Origin of the sequence: uncultured Gemella sp., assembly GCF_963515875.1 — a bacterium.
Classification (GTDB): domain Bacteria; phylum Bacillota; class Bacilli; order Staphylococcales; family Gemellaceae; genus Gemella.
Window position 1 is genome coordinate 33,687 of sequence record NZ_CAUPZX010000006.1, and the last position, 21,364, is coordinate 55,050.

Consider the following 21,364-nt stretch of genomic DNA (forward strand, 5'->3'; position numbering starts at 1 on the left):
ACCGTGATTCCTTAAGAAATCACGGTTTCTGAGTCGCTCCCTATTTATTGACTGTTCATAATCTATTTTAACAATCTATCATACTAATATACTTTTCAAGTTCTTCAACTTCATAATTCGTTATTAAGTCAGTTAGATAATCAGCATTACTATTTATATAATACTCATCAAAACTAGTGTAGTATTTTTCCCTATCTGTAAATTTAATATTTACTGGTAGCAATCCATGTTTTATTAATTCAAAATTAAGAATTAGTCTTCCTGTTCTTCCGTTTCCATCAATAAACGGGTGTATACTTTCAAATTCTAGATGTAACAATGCTATAGCTTTAATAATATGATGTTCTTGTTTCCACGCTTCATATTTAACTAATAATTTATCAATATTACTTTCTATTTCTTGCGGTTCACTAGTCTTATGGCTAGAACCTAATATTTGAACGTTAACACGTCTAAATACTCCTTTATTCTCTCTATCATGCATTAAAACCAAGCTATGTATATCTTTTATAACTTGTTTTGTCAATGACTCGTTAACAATATCTAGAATATAATAAAAAGCATCCTTATATCCTATTACCTCTAAATGTTCACGTACCTTTTTACCTTGAATGGTAATACCTTGCTGCAATATTAACGCCGTTTCCCTTAAAGTAAGAGTATTTCCCTCAATAGCGTTAGAGTTATAAGTATTCTCTATAATAAAGTTTTCTCTTAGCTTTTCAAGTTCAGTCTTGTTTAAAGGTCTAAGCTTTGCTATTTTCTCCTGTAACTTATCAATCTTATCAAACATTGTTTCACTTCCTTTAAAAAATCTGTAATTAATTTCACTTTATATTAATATAATCAAATAGTAATACCACTTCTACTCCATTTCCCCTAATATGGGAACTAGATCCATTATTGGTCGTGCGTCTTTATGTCGTACTTGTTCCATTTTCTTATCCCCCTATAATTTTAATATGAAACTTTATACTAAACCTGTTACTTAATTATCTTGCTCATCCTCATTATACTCTAAAATATATTTATTTTCTAATGAAAATACATCTAAATCAAACAAAATATTTTGCCTATACCTGCAAAAAACTCGAATCCAGGTTATCCTAGATTCGAGTTTTTTGTTTTTATTATTATTTGGTTTACATATTCAAAAGAAGAGATACCTTCTTCCCGACATGATTAACTTGACACCTTTTTATCTTCTCTACTTAATATTAAAATTCTTCAACACAATACTGAATGTTGTTAGGTTGTGCAGTAAAGCTAATAAGTTTGATGGTAATACGTTTATTAATCCTAAGAATATTAATGAGCTATTAATTGATACTGTGCTCTTAACGTTATTACTCATTTGAGCTCGTAGTGTTTTAGAAACATCTGACAGTAATAATAGCGAGTTTAGTGAATCTGATTTTAATACGACATCACTTATTTGTTTTGAAAGATCTGCACTCTCGCTCATAACGATACTTACATCACTTTCTGATAATGCCGCCGAGTCATTCAGACCGTCACCTATCATTAGAACTCGGCGTCCCTGTTCTTTTTCACCCTTAATATACTCAAACTTCGTAACTGGTGTCATATTTGTATGAACCTCGTCAAAAGATACATCATTTAAGATTTTCTTCGTTCTAACTTCATTATCGCCTGTCAATAAGACAACTTTTTTGCCTCTATTCTTAAGTTCAGTCAACACTGCATTTGCTTCATCTCTTAATGGAATATCCACACAGAAAATTGAGATTAATTTCTCTTTATATCCTAAGAATAATAGGTTGTATTGTTCTTGTTTTTCAGCTATGATTTGTTCTTGTTCCGCCGTAACAACTACATTCTCATCTTTTAATAATTGTCTACTTCCAATAACAACTTTCTCACCATCGATATGTGAGATTATTCCTTTTGATGCTATGTGATATAGCTCTGTGTGCATTTCTTCATGTTCAATTCCATCTTCTTCCGCCTTACTTACGACAGCACTTGCGATTGGATGGTAAATATGTTCTTCTAAACATGCACCAATTTTAAGGACTTCTTCATAAGAATATTCATAAAATGGTAATACTTCTTGAATATATGGTTTGGATACTGTAATTGTTCCTGTTTTATCAAAAACAAATGTATCGATATCCTCGTATTTATCAAGAGTTACAGAATTTTTTACGACGATTTTTTTATCAATTAGATTTTTTATAGTTGTTAGGTATGCTACTGGTGTTGATAATTTCAATGCACATGAATAATCAACTAGCAAGAATGACATCGCCTTAGCAAATGATCTCGTAAATAAATATGTTAGCCCCATTGCTAGGAAGTTGTATTTTACGATGCTATCGGCTAATTTGATATATTTGTAATGATATGTGTCTTCTCTACTTTCTGAGTCTTTCATCAATTGAATTAAATGATGAATACGACCATTAACCTGAGGATTTTCAACTTTTAGTTTGACCTCACCGTTAACAACTATGGTATTAGAGTAAACTTTATCCCCGACATATTTAACTACTGGGAAACTCTCTCCTGTTAACGAACTCTCATCAACACTCGCACCTTCATTTATGACAATACCATCAAATAAAATTTCATTCCCTTCTGAAACAAGGATTATATCATCTTTTTTCACTTCTGAACAAGTTACTTTTCTAGTTCCACCTTCTTCTACAAGCCATATTTCTTTATCCATAGATGTTAGACTTTGTTCTAATACTTTTACAGATTTCTTCTCCGACCAATTGTTTAGAGATTCACCTAGTTCTAGAATAAACATAATAGAACTTGCTGTCTCTCTTGCTCCTGTCGCTAATGAAACAAGGATTGCTGCAGAATCAAGTGTCTCCATTGTAACTTGTCTACGCGCTAATAATTTCAATGTGTCTTTCAAATATCCTGATGCCTTCCACCAAGTATAAACCGCTCTTAGTGGTAGTGGCACGAATAATTTAGACATACCACGCCAAAACAAAGCATCCATTATTATTGAATAAGGAGTTTCCTCAGCTATTACAACTGGATTTTCATAACAATTTCTTACTTTTTGTTTATCTACCAATTTGAAAAATTGTTGTAGACAGTCTTTACTTCCCTTATTAAAAATAACAATAAAAGTATACTCATCTTGATAAAAGTCTACTTTTTTTATGTTTTGAATTCTAGATGCTTGTTTTTTAAAATATTCTTTTACATCTGGTGTTATGCGAAAACTTGATTTAATTCTCGCTCTTTCACTAGAAAGATGTAATATTTTAAAGTTCATCTTATTTTTCCTCTAATTCTTGAAGATTGCTTTCTCTTTTTTCTTTTTCGTATAAGTCTTTAGCATCTGCTACTACATCATCAGCGTGTTGTTTGATGTTTGAAACAGTTCCCTCTACTCCGTCTTTTGCTTTATATAATTTTGATAAAACAACAGAGTATCCTTTTTTAGCATCTTTGCTTGATAATAATTTAAGACCGAAAGTCCCAAACGCTACTCCTCCTGCAAATACTCCTGGTGTTTTTAGTGCTGCTTTTGCAACTTTTAATACTTTGATTGACATATTCAATTCCTCCTTATAAATATATTATTATAATTATATTATATCATTTTGCAATTTATATGTAAATGCTAATATATCAAGGATAACACTGTTTAACTTTATCTAATAATAACTTTTTATTCCGAAAATATTACTACTTTCCACTTTGCTTGTATAGACAAAAATTTAATACTTTCATAATTTTATACTTACTTCTGAAATCTTATATAATTAAAGGTTTACTTCAAATATTTACAGATTTGCTATAATAATTTAATGCTAAATTTTCTGTTTTTTCATGATATTTCCTTGTGCAACTTTTCTCTCTTCATACATTTTTCTTCTCTCAATTGTAGTGAACACAGTTGTTTATTAATGTGGAATATATCATTGTTTTTTATATTTTAGATATTTTTTGATAATACTTATGTTGTATTACTAATATTTCTTACTTCTCATATTCTTTTATATATTTTTTTAATCAGTCAAAACGTTATTTATGGTATAATAGCTATGTTAGAGAATGCACTATACAGATGTTTTATATTATTTTTTATTAAAAATCATTTGTTAAATATAAGAAAAAAGGAGCATATTATGATTTATATTATAGGGCTTGGTCCTAATGACAGTTCAAATATTAAAGAGAATATTAAACAACTATTATTAAACAATAAAAATGCTGTAGTTATTGCTCGTACTAAAGAGCATCCGGCGATTTCTTTCTTAGCGGAGAATAATATTTCTTTTGAGACTTGCGATAAGTTTTACACAGAAAATGAGAACTTTGAGAATACATATAACAGCATAGCAAACTACATCGTTGAGAAAGCTGAAAATAACGATGTTATGTATCTTGTTCCAGGTCATCCAATGGTTGCTGAACTGACTACTCAACTACTTATAAATAGTGATAAAGATGTAAAAATCGTTGGTGGTGAGAGCTTTTTAGATTCTTGTTTTAATGCAGCACAGTTTGATCCAGTAGAAGGTTTTTCTCTTATAGATGCTACTGCCCTTGAGACGCTAAGACAGGTTAATCCGCTTCAACATCTACTTATTACACAGTGTTATGATGATTTAACTGCAGCTAATGTCTCGGATGAACTTATGTCATTTTACCCTTACGATCATGAGGTTACTGTAATCGAGCAAGCAGGTGCTGTAGATGAGAAGATTTACACATCACCCCTTCATGAGCTTTCTGCCGCTGTTGGTGAGGATGTAAATAATCTACGTGCTTTATATATTGCACCACTAAAAGATGGGCTTAGCTTCAATATCAAAGATTACACTAAAGAATTCGATGAAAACGATGATGTTACAGAAGCTGATTTAGTAAATAAATTAGAAAAACTTGTCACAGATCTTAAATCAAATTTAAACCGGGAGGAAGACTATACAAGTGATAATTCTAAGTTGTTAGCAGAAATTATCACTACATCACTTGATTTTACAATCGCAAGCGATAACTACTACGAACTAAACGATATACTTAACGAAATGAAAAAACATAGAGAAAAATAATTTTATAAGGATAATAAGATGGATAAAGTTTTAACTTTTAGTAAAAAATTATTAAAAGAAGTTATAGATAAAAATTCAGTCGTTGTTGATGCTACTGCTGGAAATGGTAATGATACATTGTTTCTAGCTAAGACTTCGGCTAAAAAAGTATATGCCTTCGATATCCAAGCTCTGGCAATAGATAATACTACGAAGCTAATTGAAGAAGCCAAACTAATGGATAAATGCAAAATTATTCTTGATTCACACTTTGAATTTGATAAATATATAAGTGAAAAGATCCGTGCTGTTGTCTTCAATCTAGGATACTTACCAAATGCAGATCATGAGATTACCACACTAGCCGAGACGACAATTGCTACTATTAAAAAGTTTTTATTACGACTAGAGATTGGTGGCAGAATTGTCATTGTTGTGTATTGGGGACATGAAAACGGCAAGGTGGAAAAAGAAGCTCTATTAACCGAACTTCAAAATCTTGATCAAAAAGATGCTGAAGTACTAGTTTATCAATTTATAAATCAAAAAAATAACGCCCCCTTTATTATTGCTATTGAAAAAAGAAAGGAAATTTCATGAGAGAAATAGAAATAGAATTTAAAAACTTACTGTCTGAAGAACAGTACTTAACCTTATTTGAAAAATATGATTTGAAGAATTCTGAAGAAATAATTAATAAAAATTTCTATTATGATGATGCAGATGAAAGCTTCAAAAAAATCGGTGCAGCTCTTAGAATACGGTATACTAACAAGAAAACCGAGATGACTTTGAAGATAAAGGGAAAAACTCAAAATGTTGAAATAAATATTCCTCTTGACGAAAAGTATCCTAAAGAACCAACTGTACTGCCAGTTTTACCAAATGAGATTATAACCGAGCTAGAGCGTATGAATGTAAGGATTAAAACGCCTATATTTATCCAAAAAATCGAGACTTTAAGACACGAAGTGACTTTAAATGAAAATTTATTAGTGCTTGACAAAACAACATTCATTAACGATATAGTCGACTATGAGTTAGAATTTGAGGCAAAAGATTATGAGTCAGGATTAGTTGCATTTGAGAAATTATTAGAAGAAAACAATATTGCTAAAAATACTGCAAAACCTAAAATAGCTCGTGCTGTAGAATATTCAAAACGATAAACTAAAATATATCAAAATAACCTCTCTTTGTATTTTATTCAAAAACACTAGTTTTGATAAATATACAAAGGAGGTTTTTATATTAATCAAGGCATTATATTAAGCTGTACTACTTCAGCTAATCTCAAAATGGAAATTTTGTCTATTTTTTCCTTTTTGAATTGATTTTCTATTCTCAAAATGGAAATTTTGTCTATTTTTTCCTTTTTGAATTTATTTTCTATTCTCAAAATGGAAATTTTGTCTGTTTTTTCCTTTTTGAATTTATTTTCTATTCTCAAAATGGAAATTTTGTCTGTTTTTTCCTTTTTGAATTTATTTTCTATTCTCAAAATGGAAATTTTGTCTATTTTTTCCTTTTTGAATATGCTATAATTATTAAAAATAGATTAAAGTAGGTGATTTGTATGAATAAATATTATTCATTAGAAAAATTATTTCATATGAATTTTGATATAGAAAACGAGTATAACAATAGAATTAATTCTCCATCAGCTTTTGTTACATCTCTTAAAATTAATCCGTTTATTAAGGGGGTAAGAAAATCAGAAGAGTATCCACTATTTATATATAATTCAATCGATTTAATTTTGACTTTAGAAAAAATTTACAATAATAGTGTGGAAATCACTACCAAACAAAGTATGCTGCCAAAAGTAGCTCAAGAAAAATTCTTTAATTTACTTCTTATCAATGAATTACAAAGTACTAATGAAATCGAGAGTGTTCATAGTTCTAAAAAAGAGATATCAGCTGCTTTAACTAATAAAAGTGATTCTCCTAATATAAAACGATTCTTTGGTTTAGTTAAATTGTATTCTTATTTATATAAGGACATAACTATCTCTGATCCTTTAGATTTCAGAAAGATTTACGATACACTCGTTAGTGATGAAGTAGATAAAAAGGATAAATTAGATGGAAAAATTTTTAGAAAAGATGGCGTCAAAGTTTATTCCGGTAATGATATAATCCATCATGGGATACAAAAAGAAGAAGATATATTAAGAGCATTGTCTGATCTAATTACATTTATACAAGACTCTAAACTTCCTCAATTATATAAAACTTTTATTTCTCATTATTTCTTTGAATATATCCACCCCTTTTATGATGGGAATGGTCGTGTAGGAAGATTCTTACTTGCTAATTCTCTAACTAGTATAGTAGATAAGTACACAGCCATTACTCTATCGTATAGCATTAATAGAAATAAAAATAAATACTATAAGAGTTTTGAGAAAACATCACATCCCTTAAACAAAGGTGATATGACTTTATTTGTTAAAGAAAACTCAGAGCTTTTAGTTTCAGGTCAAGAACATATACTATCTTTCTTAACAGAAAATATACAAAAAATGACAACAGCTACGGACTATCTTAATAACAATATCAGCGATGAAACGCTAAAAAATATATTATATATACTTCTACAAAGCCATTTATTTAGTGCTAAAGATGATTTAATAACTCATAGAGAACTCGCAGAAATTCTTGAAATTACTACAAAAACTCTAAATAAATATCTATCTGATAATGAAGATAAGATTACAGTAATTAAGAAAAAACCAAAAATATATACGCTTAGTGAAGCTTTTTTATCTGAAATATTTGAATAATAAAAAATCTGAGAAACATCGGTAGTGACTCCAAAATCTTATTTCTTCGAAATCATGATTTTGGAGTCACTACCTCTTCCCAAATTTTCCACTTTTTATATATACAAATTTTCGACAGTTAAGTTCTACTAAGATATAAATCCTATCTTTTATTCCTCTCTGAACTTAGCACCATTATCTTTTAATTTTTGAACGACTGTAGCTCCTATGCCATCTAATTTTCTCAATTCTTTTTCTGTATATTCCTCGATAATTTCTTTATTATACAATTCGACATTGATAAACTTATTTAGTTGTCTTTCCATCCCTGCAAAAATAGGATCTTTTTTCATCATTTCCTTGGAAATATTAAATCGACCTTCAACAATCAGATACTGTCTTCTTTCCATCTCTGATTCGTATAAGCTTTCTAATATTTCATAATGATATCTATTAAGCAAATACTCTTCAGCTATGGTAGCAGCATAATGAATCTCAAAAGTTTTTTCCTTATTAGCACCTTTCTCATTTTCCGGTGCCCCTATTATGTAATCTGAAATCTTTTTAAATCCACCCTTGAAAATATTACCAATATAAGCATTAAGTTTTTTAAGCTTCGTCATATAATAGTGAGCTTCATCAAGCTTTCCGCGATTAATACCAAAAATACTTAGCAATAATAGTGTGACTTCTGACTTTTCATAATCAAAGCACTCAATATGATTCTGCATCAGACTTTCACTGTTTAAATGAACATATACTTTTGTCAATTCATCTATAACCTCTGAAAAATCAGATGGACTGGCTGCCAACATAAATTTATAAAGTTTCGCAGCTTCATTATACATTCCAGCTTCTCTATAATACCCAGCAAGCATGTCCACTAATATCATCTGTTCAGTATCTTCATCATTATCTGAATATATGATATCCTCTCCTAGCATAATAGCTCTTTCTAAAGCATCTTTATTTTCCTCATGAAGTTCACGTAGAGCATTTAGCTTATCGACAGCACTCATATCTCCTTCGTCAATCGTATCAACAATATCTCCAAGGGGAGCATCTACATCATAGTCTTCTTCAACCAGCTCATAAAGTCGCTCAAATACTTCGATAGCCTCTTCCTTACTAGAAAAGTTCTTGCCTTCCGTTCTTAAAAAATCTTTAAGCAATATTTCAAATTCTCTATCACGTTTTACCATAAGTCATCCTCCATAAGTTCCATCTGGATATCAAACTCACTATCATCAGCAAACATTACACCATTCAAATGTAAGTTTCGAATAGTTCCTTTTCCTAAGCCTTTTATTTTAAGAAATTCAGACTTCGTGATTTTCAAGAAATCTTCTTTTGTTAATAAAAAATTCTCATGCATGATTTTTAATTCCGTATCTCTAATCGCCATAAACGATCTATCTCGTTTCATTTCGGCGACTGTAACTTCCTTACGTTGTGCATACTTATCCAAATTATCACCAATTACATATTCGCTTTCTCTTATGTGCATAAAGAAATCAAAATAATATTCTTTACTAAAGAAATAATCGAATTTCATAACTATTCTAAGAGCCTCAACATACTTTTCATCACTATCCGTGCTAAATTTAATCAAATTCGGATTAGCTATTCTGTCTAAGACATCTAAAATATATTTATTTTTTTTAATAGCTTTGTTGTAGAATGCGATCGCTTCTTTTTCTTCTCCTTGCATCAGGTGATAAAAAACTTTTGATAACAAAATAACCTCATCATCGTTTTTATCATGTCTATGAGCAATTTTATAACAACGATTTGTCTCCTCAAAATTATTCAAAATAAGACTAGAAAGTATGTAATTGTAATACATCGGCATTACAAACTCGTCATCCATCTCAAAAAATATATAAGGATTTAAATATATTTTACTAATTTTATTATAAAGTTTATTACTAATATAAAAATCAGCTAAGTGGTTACAAACTTTAAAATGTAGAAAATTTATAGGAATCTTGCTAGTTTGAATAAACCCTTCTTCAAACCTATATGCCTCATCTTTTAATTGTATTAGCGCATGCTCAACTTCAAACTCTGAGATATCTCTAGTAAATATTTCAAATACTCTAGCATCTACATTATATTTAGATAGCGCTATTGCTTTTTCAAGATAAGAAGCACAATCAGAGCTGTCTATATTTTTAATACATTCACCAAAAATCCTCATTGATTCCGCAAAATCCTCTTCAACCTGCTTAGAAGAAAATTCAATTTCCATATAATTTTTGTCAGTTTCATAATTTTGGTATCTTCTATCCTTCTCCGTTGCAAACTCTTCTCTACCTACAGGAAATTTTATAATTTTTTTGTTATCCATTGTTTCTCCTTCCTTTACTATAATCATTTAAAAATTACAGAGATTTTTATAATTATCTTATGTGAAAAGATTTTTATAAAATTCACTACTCTTTCAACTTAATTTTACATCAAAATTAGATGTAATACAAACTTTATAATTATATAAATAAAATAATATAGATTATTAATAATGTACATCATAAAAATTCTACATCTTTATGTAATAAAATTTAAGAAACAATTATTATCATATTTTTTATTTAATATAAAAAAAGCAACTGAAGCGCAATTCAGTTACTTTTCGTGATCTCATGTGAATATAATCGTCCAATTCACTTAACTATATTTTAACACATACCTTCTTTTGTTGTCAATCGATTCGAAGAGGAGAAATTTACACTTATGGCGTAACTTACATCTCCTCCTCATTTAACAAAAAACATTCGGAGCTGGATTCTTTTTCCATACTCCGAATATAATTATACATCTTATAACTATCAAGAGACTGACTCAAAAATCGTGATTTCGAAGAAATCAATTTTGTCGAGTCACTCCCGCAAAGTTTATTAGATATCTAAAAGCTTTTATAAAGTAAATTTAGATATCAATAAACCACTGCGTCTATGAGTTATAATATATACTTTTTTAGTTTAGGATTTTTAGGTCATCCCCATTTTTTTAGTAGAATTTATTTAAAACTACACCGATGCATTTTGAACCAACTTTTTCAATTTGTGCTATGCTATGTTCTAGTTCTTTTTTCTTCACACGATTCGCTTCGGCAACCATTATGAATCCATCTGCGCTCTTCGCTACTACTGCTGCATCAATTACGTCTCCTACCGATGGAGTATCTATAATCACTATATCATAGTACTCTTTGAAAACCTCTATCATGATATTATAGTTTTTATTTTGTAATATTTCAGTTGGACTTTTCGCTTTTACTCCTGCTGGAATAATATTTAGATTTTTTACATCAGATTCATATATAGTATCCTCAATAGGATCGGTCCCTGTTAAATAATTTGTAAGCCCACAAATATTGCTTTTGAATTTGAAGTATCCTGGCATACTTGAATTACGAGTATTCGCGTCAACTAGCATAGTTTTAAATCCTAACTCAGCAAATGATACGGCTAAATTCACCGCAGTCATAGTTTTCCCTTCACCTTCTAAAACAGATGATACCATAATTACTTTTTTATTTCCGCTTAAAGCTTGAATATTTGTACGTAGTGCATTGAAATATTCTTCACTCTCATCATTTATAATAGTCTTATTTGTTAATAAATTTATCTGTGCCATTTCATCTTCCTATTTCTTTCCTAAATTTATCTCTGGAATTACTCCTAAAAGTACTACATCCATACCTTTTTCTACATCTTCTGGACTCTTAATTCTATCATCTAATAATTCAAATGCTACTGCACCAATTAATGATAATACAAAACCTATTGCAGTCGCTAGTAATGCATATAAAGGTATATTTGGAAAACTTGGTACTCTTGGAACTTCAGCATCTTCTAGAGTACTTACATCTTCTGATTTTGCCATCTCTTTAATTTTTGTAACAGCTAATTCTCTTACAGAGTCAGCCAATTCACTAGCAACTTGCGGATCTTTATCTCTAACTGTGATAGAAACAACTTTCGTGTTTTTTGGTACTTCAACAGATACCTTGTTCTTTAATTGCTTAACTGTATACCCGGCATCACTTTTTTCTGCCGCTTCAGCTAGAAGTTCATCATCTAATACAATTTCTTTATAATCTTTTTCTAGTAACGTACTTTCTCCTTTTGAGCTCGTTACACTTATCTTCGCTGTTGAGTCGTACCTAGGTGTTACTACAAATATACTATACGCTAACGATCCAGCCGTACATAAGAACGTAATTAATAAAATTAATATTTTTTTCTCCCACGTTCTTTTCAACAGTAGTGGACCTTTTGACTGTCTTACAACTTTTTCCTTACCCTTCATCTTATCAATTTTCCTCTCGTTATAATTCTTATTTTATTTTCGCTTTTTTAGCTTTATCTTCTGTTATATTTTATCACAAATTGTCCCTTTGTGCTTTATTATTTTAAAATAATTATTAGCACTATTTCTCTTCTAGTACTTCTTTTATATTATTTTTAACTTGTTTTAGACTTTGCTCATCAATTTGCATCATATATAGGTTTGCCCCCGGCATTGCATATGATGGTAATCCTAAGCTTCCTGTACCGCTAAGCGCTTGTGATGAGATATTATAATCTCTATTAGAGCTTAATTGTTCATTAGCTAGTCCCATCACTGTTTCAATCGGCATATTGGTCTGAATAGACTCACTTAGTTCTTTGATTACTGCTCTATAATTTTTCAAAGTATCTTTAGTAGTCATTTTCTTCACTATTGCTGCAATAACTTTTTCCTGATTTTTTCCACGGTCATTATCTCCTTCAAGAAGATTATAACGTTCACGTACAAAACCTAAAGCCTTGTCTGCATCTAAATGTACCATACCAGGTTCAAAACTATAACCACCATACTCTGATATAAAGGTCTGATCATTATAAACATCGACACCACCGACTAAATCTATTAATCTTAAAAATGATGTGAAGTTTAGCCTAGCATAGTAGTCTAATTTAATACCATAAAGATTTTCAAGTGTATGAATAGAAGACTCTACACCATAAAGACCAGCATGAGTAAGCTTGTCATACTCATTATTACCATCATCTGCTATCGGTACATAAGAATCCCTTGGAGTTGTCGTTAATAATATTTTCCCAGTTTTTTTATTTATTGTCATAATAATATTAACATCCGAGCGACTTACACTCTCCACTTCTCCAAACGTATCAATTCCACTCACATAAACATTGAAGGTATCTCCAATATTCACACTTGTTTTCAAATCTATCTTTTTAGTAATCTTGTATTCAAATATTTTTTTTGTATTTTCTCTGAAATCGGCATATTTCCCTCTTATTAATCCCTCAAACGAACTATTAAGAACCATCGCTCTACTTGTTCCAGAGATAAGCTGTTCATATGATGACATATAGTTTTTCGTCTCAGCAAGCTCCAATCCTTGGTAGCCTTTGTCACGAATTTCTTTCATAAGCTTGTTAATATTTTCGCCATCTAATGATACCGGAGCAGATATATCTTCACCCTTTAAATCCTCAAACTTTGAAGCCTCATCATTTTTCAATACTACTACACTCATAGTATATTCGCTTATCATCGCCTTATCATTTATATCATCAAATAGACCAATTGCAGTTCTAAACTGCACATAAGAAAAAACTAATGTAATATTCAGAATAACTAACATAATGACATTGAATATTTTTGCTTTTTTCTTAATCACTAAGATTCCAGCTAAAAATATAAAGAATAGTATAATTGCGAATATCACATAATTTATTTCCCTAAAATTCAGGAAATCATATTTCAGCATTGTCCAGCTAACTAGACCACCTAATATAATCAATAAAATAGTCAATAATCCATTGACTATTTCAAATATGCCTATGTTTCTATCAACTACTCTTTTTCGCCTACGTGAATTCCTTCCCATTACTTACATCCTCTTTAACTTATAAAAATTACTTATGCAACTAAGTTCTAAGCTATCGCTATTTTTTACTAATTCTCCATCAATCTGAAAGTATTCTTGATTCGTTGTGACTGTTAATCTGTTCGTAGTTATCAAATCAACATTTTTTAGATTATAATGTTTATTTAAAAGCAGGCATAAATAATTATAAATAAATGTTAAGATGCTCATATCTTTCATTATCATGACATGCAACTCATCACTTTTACCTGTTGCATTTGGAGCGAACTTTATCCCTCCTCCTTCATAAGGCTGAATCATTACATTTAATAAGTACAATTTTTCCGTATTTATCTTATTATTATCCCAACATATCTCCGCTTTGTATTTTCTAAGTTTTAGAATACCTAGAACCCCTTCAAGCAGATAGATTCTCTTACCTAAATATTTCTTAAACTTAGAGCTATTAGCACTTTTTATAATATCAGCATTAAAACCTAAATCAAAACCTGAACAGAACTTCTTGTCATTAACAACGCCAACAGTATAGTCATCTATTTCTTTGGAATTCAACAATTTATCTATGTCTATACTATTTCTATCAAACTTCAAAGATCTAGCAAGATCATTACCAGAGCCATACGCTAAATAAACAAACTCCTTACCATGATAGTTATTTATTACTTCATTAATCGTTCCATCACCACCAATGACGATAAGATTATCTCCTATCACTTCATCCATAAGATCACAAGCAGTCTTGTTTCTCGATGTTTTAAGTACTCTATACGACAAATTCTTTCTACTTAGCATTTCTTCAATCTTTTTTAGTTCAATAAGGCTACTCTTACTTCTAGAATTCACTATTATCTCAATCATATTTGGATCCTACACAAAAATACTTTATCTTATTAATTATACAACAAAACTACTTTTTAAGCAAAAAATTGACTATTCAACAAAGCGACAAAAGACAATATTTTCAAGCGTTTTAAACGTATGAAAGAGGGAGTGACTCAAAAATTGTGATTTCATAGAAACAAGATTTTGTTTAGTCACCCTCGCACAATTTGTTAGATATCTAAAAAGTTTTTATAAAACGAATCTAGATATCAATAAACCACTGCGTCTATGAGTTCTCATGTGAACTACTTTTAAAATCTAGTACTTTTGGGGCAGCACCTTAACTTGTATCTTACAGCGATTATATAAATATGATTCACAACTCTTTTACATTATTTCTACTAATCGTTCACAGATGAGAAATATCCTATCGGCACCTCATGTACCAATAGGATATTAATTAAAACATTTTTATCTTTATAGATTGTAAACTTAGTCTATAAATATTCGATTTTATCTACGACTGGTTTTTCTGTTGTAGTTGTAAAATCTGTAAAGTCTTCCTGTTTTGGAGCTTTTCTAACAAAAAGCATAATAGCTACTACAAAATATAGTAAATATACAGGAATTAGAATACCTACCGTCATTAATGCTACTATCCCTGCACTAATTAGGAATAAAATTCCTGATACGATTCTTGCTTTCATAACAAACGAAGCTATTAAAGCTAAAACTAGTGTCACAATCGCCGTAATAGCATATATTTTTACCACTAATACTAGAAATGTTGTTATTGACATACCAGATGTAGATAACACCATAGCTACTTCTTGTTCCATCGCTAACGAACTAATAGCAAATGAAAGTTGCGGTTGTTGCAAGACCCCTTCTAATTGTCCCGAAAATGCCGCAAGAGATATTAACCCAGTTACTAATATCATAATTACATTAGCAATCCACGCTAATATTTTTTCAATTTTTCTGCTGAATGGTTTCATTCTATTCTCCTTATGTTAATGTTATAATTAAATTATATCACAAAATATAGTTAAGTAATACTTATTTACATAAATAATAAATATTTTCATACATTTTTATTTTTATTTAAAAACCACCTTTTTTGTGGATCTGTTGTACTTCGTGTTATAATATCTGTAATGATTAAACTTGTTCTGGAGGATTTTTATGATTAGTCGCGATAATATTAATGAGGTTATTGAGATAATTAGAAATAATAATACACGGGAATATATTCGTATTTTTGCTGAGGCAAGCGATAAGACGGGGATTTTTTCTAGTAAGTTTGGAGGGGTTCCGTATGTTGCTAATGATGATACTATTCCTGTAGATTCTGCTAATAATCAGCTTGCATTATTAGCTCAGATTAATTGCAGTGGATTGCCTGAGAATAATCTTTATCCTAAGGTTGGCTTGCTTCAATTTTGGATTTCTAGAGATAGTAATTTTGGTTTGGATAATAGGGATTCTTATTGTGTTAAATATATTGCTAATATCGATGAGTCTGTGTCTGAAATAGATATTTTAAAAAAGTATGATATTTTAGATGAAAATAATAATGACGAGCATTCTCCTTTTAAAGGTAAAAATGCTTCTTTTTCTTTAACATTTGAAAAGGGAGTGTCTACTATTACTTCAACTGATTGTCACTTCGAAGATATTGCACTTAAAACAATTCAGGATTTGTTCCCTAATGAACAGATTAACGATTTATATGATGATTTAGAAAACGATGTCTACAGCACTTTATTTAAAGCTTTTGAAGGTGTTCAACATGCTATTGGAGCTTATCCTACATTTACTCAATGGGATCCTAGAAATCCTGATGATACTTGTGCTTATAACGTTATGCTACTGCAAATAGAAAGCATGTGGAGTACCGATTCTAATGAATATGAGATTATGTGGGGAGATTCTGGGGTAGCAAACTTCTTCATTGATAGTGAAAAATTAAAAATACTAGATTTTAACGATGTTCTATTCAACTGGGATTCTTTCTAATAATTCGTTTAAGTAACAACTAGGATAACTCTCGAAAAATCATGTAAGAAAATAGCTGTTCTTAAGAAATTTATTTTTAATAAATTATTGAATATCATTAGGTTAAAGTGTGAATTAAAACGTATGTCGACTAGAATTATGTACTAAGATTGCTCGGCGTTTATGTAAATCAAAACTATATACTAAGGTTACTCTGCATTTATGTTAACCAAAACTGTGAGATATTCGTATTAACTTACTTTACACCTTGTTTATCAACTAAAATAGCACCCTCAATAATTTTGAGGATGCTATTTTTTATTTTATTAAAGCCTTACGCTTTTATTAAAATCTTTTATTATTTTTCTTTACGACGTCTTGCTGCTGCAAGTAATCCACCTAAGATTCCTAATCCTAATCCTGCTAATCCAGTATTAGTTTCAGTTGCACCTGTATTTGCTAGGCGTTGTCCTGCTTTAACATTTACATCTTTATCTTTAGAATCTACATCTGTTGCTTTAGCACCTACATTTGCATTAGTTCCTGCACCTGCATTAGTTCCTGTATTGTTATTAGCACCTTTAGCTACTACTAGGTTAGCTGCTGGGATTACTACTACTTTTCCATCTGGGTAAACGATTGTTGCTTCCCCTTTTGCTGAGATTGTGATCTTAGCATCTTTAAGTTTTGGATTTGCTTTGATTAATGCTTCTTTAACAGCTGCTTTTTCTGCGTCTGTAAGGTTATTCACATCACCTACTGCAACTTTTTCTGGTAAGTTAATATCTAATTCTGCATTTCCATTAGAGTCAGATAATTTTTCTTCTACTAATTTATCTGCTGGAATTACCACTTTTTGTCCATCTGGGTAAACGATTGTCGCTTCTCCTGTTGCTGAAATTGTAATGTTAGCATCTTTAAGTTTTGGATTTTCTTTAATCAATGCTTCTTTAACAGCTGCTTTTTCTTCATCTGTTAAGTTTGTTTTGTTAACTACTACAACTTTTTCTGGTAATTTTGGTGTTTCTTTTTGTCTGAAAGCATCATCTCTTGGAATTGCTAATACTTGACCTTCTTTTGTAACGATTGTTACATTTCCTTCTTTGTCAATAGTAACAGCTAATTCTTTCTTACCATCTTTTTCGATTGTTGCATTACCATCTTTATCAATAGTAATTTTCACTTTACCATCTTTAGATGCGTAAACTGTATTTCCTTTATCATCAGTTGATTTCTCTAGAGTGCTAATGTCGAATTCTTCAACACCAGTAATAGCTCCCAGAATCATGAATTGGAATTTCGCTTTTTCTTCTGGAGTAATATTCTTAAGATCAGTTACTGTTACTTTACTTAAGTCAAGTTCAAGATTATCTCCACGATGTTTACCTTTAGTATCTTCTTTATCTTTCACTAGTTGTTCTTTAGAAATTGTTGCCGTAAAACCGTCTGGTAATGTTACTGTTGCGTTTCCTTTTTCATCTACTACTACAGTTGCTCCTGGGTTTACTGCTTCAATTGCTTTCTTAACTGCTTCTTTTTCTGCGTCTGTTAAGTTTTCTTTATCTCCAACTAATGTACGGAATGCTGGTGTTTTCACTTTAGCATTTGTTGCTTCATCAGCTAAGTTTTCTGCAGGGATTACTAAGTCTGTTGATGGGATATTAAGAACTGTTCCGTCACCTTTCGTTACTGTTGCGTTTCCTTTATCGTCTACTACTACAGTTGAATCTGGGTTGACTGCTTCTACAGCTTTCTTAACTTTTGCTTTTTCTTCATCTGTTAAGTTAGCTGGATCTTTTACTACAGTCTTAGCTGCTGGTGTGTTTGCATCGTTACCACCATTTGGTTTCGTAGCATCATCTTCAACTTTAACTAAGTCTGTTGATGGGATAACTGAAACATTACCATCTTTGACTACTGTTGCATTTCCTTTGTCATCTACTACAACTTCAGCACCTGGATTTGCTGCTTTAACTTTGTCTGCGATTGCTTTCTTCTCAGCGTCAGTTAATTTCTCAGGGTTCGCTACTTTTGTCTTAGAAGCTGGTGTAACTGCGTTGTCTTTAGCTTTTCCATCATTCACATCTTTTTCAGATTTTGTTAAATCTGATGCTGGGATGACTGCTGTATTACCATTTTCTAATGTTACTGTTGCGTTTCCTTTATCGTCTACTACTACAGTTGAACCTGGGTTTACTGCTTTAACTTTAGCTGCGATTGCATCTTTCTCATCTTGTGTTAATGAATCTGGATTTGCTACTTTTGTCTTAGAAGCTGGTTTAACAATTTCATTCCCTGCTTTTGGTGCATTTTCTGCATCTGCATTCTTCGTTAAGTCTTTCGCTGGAATTACCGCTGTCTTACCGTTTTCTAATGTAACTGTTGCATTTCCTTTGTCGTCTACTACTACAGTTGAACCTGGATTTACTGCATTAACTTTAGTCGCAATTGCATTTTTCTCATCTTGTGTCAATGAGTCTGGATTTGCTACTACAGTCTTATCTGCTGGTTTAACTACGTCGTTTCCTGCGTTTGGCTCTTTAGCTTGCGCTTCTGTCTTTGTTAAGTCTGACGCTGGAATTACCGCTGTCTTACCATCTTTAGTTGTTACTGTTGCATTTCCTTTATCGTCTACTACTACAGTTGAACCTGGATTTACTGCTTCTACAGCTTTCTTAACAGCTTCTTTTTCTGCATCTGTCAGTTGTTCTGGATTTGCTACTACAGCCTTATCAGCTGGTTTGTTCACATTGTTTCCTGCTTCTGGTTTAGCTGCATCTGCTTCTGTTTTCACTAAATCTTTTGCTGGAATGGTTGCTACCGCTCCATCTTTCGTAGTTACTGTTGCATTTCCATATTTATCAAATACTACTTTAGCTTCTGGATTCACTTCTTGAATTTTCTTAGTGATAGCTTCTTTATCAGTATCTGTTAAAGTATCTGGATCTTTTACAACTACTTTATCAGCTGGTGTATTCACTTTGTTTGTAGCATTTGGTTTAGTTACGTCTTCTGGTGATTTCACTAAATCAGTTGCTGGAATTGTTGCTGATTTACCATCTTTCAATGTAACTGTTGCATTTCCTTTGTCATCTACAAATACTGCTTTAGCATCTGGATTTACTGCTTTAACTTTAGCTTCGATTGCTTTCTTCTCAGCATCAGTTAGAGCATCTGGTTTTGCTACTACAGTCTTATCTGCTGGTTTGTTAATGTTGTTTCCAGCTTTCTCGTTAGCAGCTTCTGCTTCAGTTTTCACTAAATCATCTTTCGGAATGACTACAGTCTTACCGTCTTTAGTTGTTACTGTTGCATTTCCTTTGTCATCTACGAATACAGTTGTTCCATCTGCTGGTGGGTTAACTTCTTTAACTTTAGCTGCGATTGCATCTTTCTCTTCTTTAGTTAGTGCATCTGGATCTTTCACTAAAGTTTTATCCGCTGGTTTCTTAACTGCATCTTGTTTAGCTGGGTCTTGTAAATCTGCTTTCGGTTTAACTAAATCTGCTGCTGGAATTGTTGCAATGTTACCTTCTTTAGTCTTAACTGTAGCATTTCCTTTATCATCAAATACTACCTCAGCTTCTGGATTGACTTCTTTGATTTTCTTCTCAATCTCTTTAACTTCTTCAGCAGTTAATTTAGCTGGGTCTTTCACTAATACTTTATCTGCTGGTGTATTTACTTTGTTACCAGCATTCGCTGTATTCTTATCAGCTTCAGTCTTCACTAAATCATTTACTGGAATTGTTGCAGTTTGTCCATCTTTCGTTGTGACTGTTGCATTTCCTTTGTCATCTACGAATACTGTTGATCCTGGATTAACTTCTGCAACTCTATCTTTGATTGCTTGGATATCGTCAGGAGTTAAGTGATCTTTATCTGCCACTAATTCTCTATCAGCTGGTTTATTAATTACGTTACCTGCTTTTGGATCAGTTAACACTTCATCTGCAGTTTTCACTAAATCATCCGCTGGAATTACTGCTGTTTTTCCTTCTGGAGTTGTGACTGTTGCATTTCCATTAGCATCAACTACTACTGTTGCTCCTGGATTTACTTCTTGAACCTTAGCTTTAATGGCTTCTTTTTCTGGCTCTGTTAAAGCATTTTTATCTGCAACTACTGTTTGATCAATAGGTTTCTTAATCGCATCTTGTTTAGCTGCATTTTCTAAATCTTCTTTAGCATTTGATTTCACTAAATCAGAAGCTGGGATTGTTGCTGTAGCCTTAGTTCCATCTGGATTTGTTACAGTTACTGTCGCATTTCCTTTGTCGTCTACTACTACTGTTGCTCCTGGATTTACTGATTCTACAGCTTCCTTAATTTTATCCTTAACTTCTTTTGGTAATGTTGCATTTGGATCATTCAATACCGCTGGATCTACAAGTGCTTTTTCAGCTGGAGTGTTTACTTTGTTTCCTGCTGATGGAGTTTCTTTAGCTGCTGGATCTTTCAGTAAGTCTTCAACTGGGATTGTTGCTGTCTTACCGTCTGGTGTTGTGACTGTTGCGTTTCCTTTATCGTCTACAAATACAGTTGCACCTGGGTTTACTGACTCTACTGCTTTTTGAATTTTAGCTTTAACTTCGTCTTTCTTGTCTCCAGTCAAGTCTGCTGGTGTTGCCGAAACTTTATCAGCTGGTTTGTTGATGTTGTTTCCTGCGTTTGCACCTTCAGCTTCTTTTGCAGTTTTTACTAGATCTGATGCTGGAATTACTTCAGTTTTACCTTCTGGTGTTGTTACTGTTGCATTTCCTTTGTCATCTACAACTACTGTTGTGTTTTCTGGATTTACTTTTGCTACAGCTGCTTTGATTGCATCTTTTTCAGCTGGAG

Annotated in this window: 17 protein-coding genes; 5 read left to right on the forward strand and 12 right to left on the reverse strand. The window is 31.5% G+C overall.

Annotation, left to right across the window (positions count from 1 at the left end; all coding sequences use genetic code 11):
• Window positions 1–67 precede the first annotated feature (67 nt).
• The 3 genes from RWL85_RS02290 to RWL85_RS02300 all read right to left on the reverse strand — a co-directional run bounded on the left by RWL85_RS02290 (window position 68) and on the right by RWL85_RS02300 (window position 3,545).
• Window positions 68–793 (reverse strand): Fic family protein, encoded by a 726-nt coding sequence (locus RWL85_RS02290; protein ID WP_314084442.1) that lies wholly within the window; start codon window positions 791–793, stop codon window positions 68–70.
• Between the two features lie 414 nt (window positions 794–1,207).
• Window positions 1,208–3,262, reverse strand: coding sequence for a heavy metal translocating P-type ATPase (locus RWL85_RS02295; RefSeq protein WP_314084445.1), 2,055 nt, complete (start codon window positions 3,260–3,262; stop codon window positions 1,208–1,210).
• A 1-nt stretch (window position 3,263) separates the two neighbouring features.
• A complete protein-coding gene (locus RWL85_RS02300) occupies window positions 3,264–3,545 on the reverse strand; it encodes a DUF6110 family protein (protein ID WP_274460090.1) in 282 nt (93 codons plus the stop codon).
• A 576-nt stretch (window positions 3,546–4,121) separates the two neighbouring features.
• Here RWL85_RS02300 and RWL85_RS02305 point away from each other — a divergent pair.
• The 3 genes from RWL85_RS02305 to RWL85_RS02315 are packed head-to-tail and all read left to right on the forward strand — an operon-like array spanning window position 4,122 to window position 6,199.
• On the forward strand, window positions 4,122–5,051 hold the full coding sequence (locus tag RWL85_RS02305; protein ID WP_314084451.1) for an SAM-dependent methyltransferase: 930 nt from the start codon (window positions 4,122–4,124) through the stop codon (window positions 5,049–5,051).
• Window positions 5,052–5,069: 18 nt separating this feature from the next.
• Window positions 5,070–5,630, forward strand: a complete 561-nt coding sequence (locus tag RWL85_RS02310; protein ID WP_314084454.1) for a class I SAM-dependent methyltransferase — start codon at window positions 5,070–5,072, stop codon at window positions 5,628–5,630.
• Complete coding sequence (locus tag RWL85_RS02315) at window positions 5,627–6,199, forward strand: CYTH domain-containing protein (protein WP_314084459.1); 573 nt, start codon at window positions 5,627–5,629, stop codon at window positions 6,197–6,199. Before RWL85_RS02310 ends, RWL85_RS02315 begins: the two co-directional genes overlap by 4 nt.
• Before the next feature lie 86 nt (window positions 6,200–6,285).
• On the opposite strand, the gene RWL85_RS02320 is transcribed toward RWL85_RS02315, so the two are convergent.
• Window positions 6,286–6,531, reverse strand: a complete 246-nt coding sequence (locus tag RWL85_RS02320; RefSeq protein ID WP_314084462.1) for a hypothetical protein — start codon at window positions 6,529–6,531, stop codon at window positions 6,286–6,288.
• A gap of 75 nt (window positions 6,532–6,606) precedes the next feature.
• On the opposite strand from RWL85_RS02320, the gene RWL85_RS02325 reads away from it, so the two are divergent.
• Window positions 6,607–7,818: a Fic family protein gene (locus tag RWL85_RS02325; protein ID WP_314084465.1), complete on the forward strand. Its 1,212-nt coding sequence runs from the start codon at window positions 6,607–6,609 to the stop codon at window positions 7,816–7,818.
• Window positions 7,819–7,967: 149 nt separating this feature from the next.
• Here the strand turns inward: RWL85_RS02325 and RWL85_RS02330 are convergent, their stop codons facing one another.
• From RWL85_RS02330 to RWL85_RS02360, 7 genes are all read right to left on the reverse strand, one after another.
• Window positions 7,968–8,999, reverse strand: a complete 1,032-nt coding sequence (locus RWL85_RS02330; RefSeq protein WP_314084468.1) for a hypothetical protein — start codon at window positions 8,997–8,999, stop codon at window positions 7,968–7,970.
• On the reverse strand, window positions 8,993–10,147 hold the full coding sequence (locus RWL85_RS02335) for a hypothetical protein (protein WP_314084471.1): 1,155 nt from the start codon (window positions 10,145–10,147) through the stop codon (window positions 8,993–8,995). Before RWL85_RS02335 ends, RWL85_RS02330 begins: the two co-directional genes overlap by 7 nt.
• A gap of 659 nt (window positions 10,148–10,806) precedes the next feature.
• Window positions 10,807–11,436: a polysaccharide biosynthesis tyrosine autokinase gene (locus tag RWL85_RS02340; protein ID WP_314084474.1), complete on the reverse strand. Its 630-nt coding sequence runs from the start codon at window positions 11,434–11,436 to the stop codon at window positions 10,807–10,809.
• Window positions 11,437–11,445: 9 nt separating this feature from the next.
• Window positions 11,446–12,111, reverse strand: a complete 666-nt coding sequence (locus tag RWL85_RS02345; protein WP_314084477.1) for a Wzz/FepE/Etk N-terminal domain-containing protein — start codon at window positions 12,109–12,111, stop codon at window positions 11,446–11,448.
• Window positions 12,112–12,232: 121 nt separating this feature from the next.
• Window positions 12,233–13,702 carry an LCP family protein gene (locus RWL85_RS02350; protein WP_314084479.1) on the reverse strand — a complete coding sequence of 490 codons (1,470 nt, stop codon included), beginning with the start codon at window positions 13,700–13,702 and terminating at the stop codon, window positions 12,233–12,235.
• 3 nt (window positions 13,703–13,705) lie between these two features.
• The gene (locus RWL85_RS02355; RefSeq protein ID WP_314084482.1) at window positions 13,706–14,560 is read right to left on the reverse strand and encodes a diacylglycerol kinase family protein; all 855 of its coding nucleotides are present in this window, start codon (window positions 14,558–14,560) and stop codon (window positions 13,706–13,708) included.
• 461 nt (window positions 14,561–15,021) lie between these two features.
• Entirely contained in the window at window positions 15,022–15,522 is a 501-nt protein-coding gene (locus tag RWL85_RS02360; protein WP_314084484.1) for a hypothetical protein, read from the reverse strand.
• A 187-nt stretch (window positions 15,523–15,709) separates the two neighbouring features.
• On the opposite strand from RWL85_RS02360, the gene RWL85_RS02365 reads away from it, so the two are divergent.
• Window positions 15,710–16,543 carry a YwqG family protein gene (locus RWL85_RS02365; protein ID WP_314084487.1) on the forward strand — a complete coding sequence of 278 codons (834 nt, stop codon included), beginning with the start codon at window positions 15,710–15,712 and terminating at the stop codon, window positions 16,541–16,543.
• A 337-nt stretch (window positions 16,544–16,880) separates the two neighbouring features.
• Here the strand turns inward: RWL85_RS02365 and RWL85_RS02370 are convergent.
• The coding region (locus RWL85_RS02370) for an LPXTG cell wall anchor domain-containing protein (RefSeq protein ID WP_314084490.1) at window positions 16,881–21,364 on the reverse strand (4,484 nt) is incomplete at its 5' end.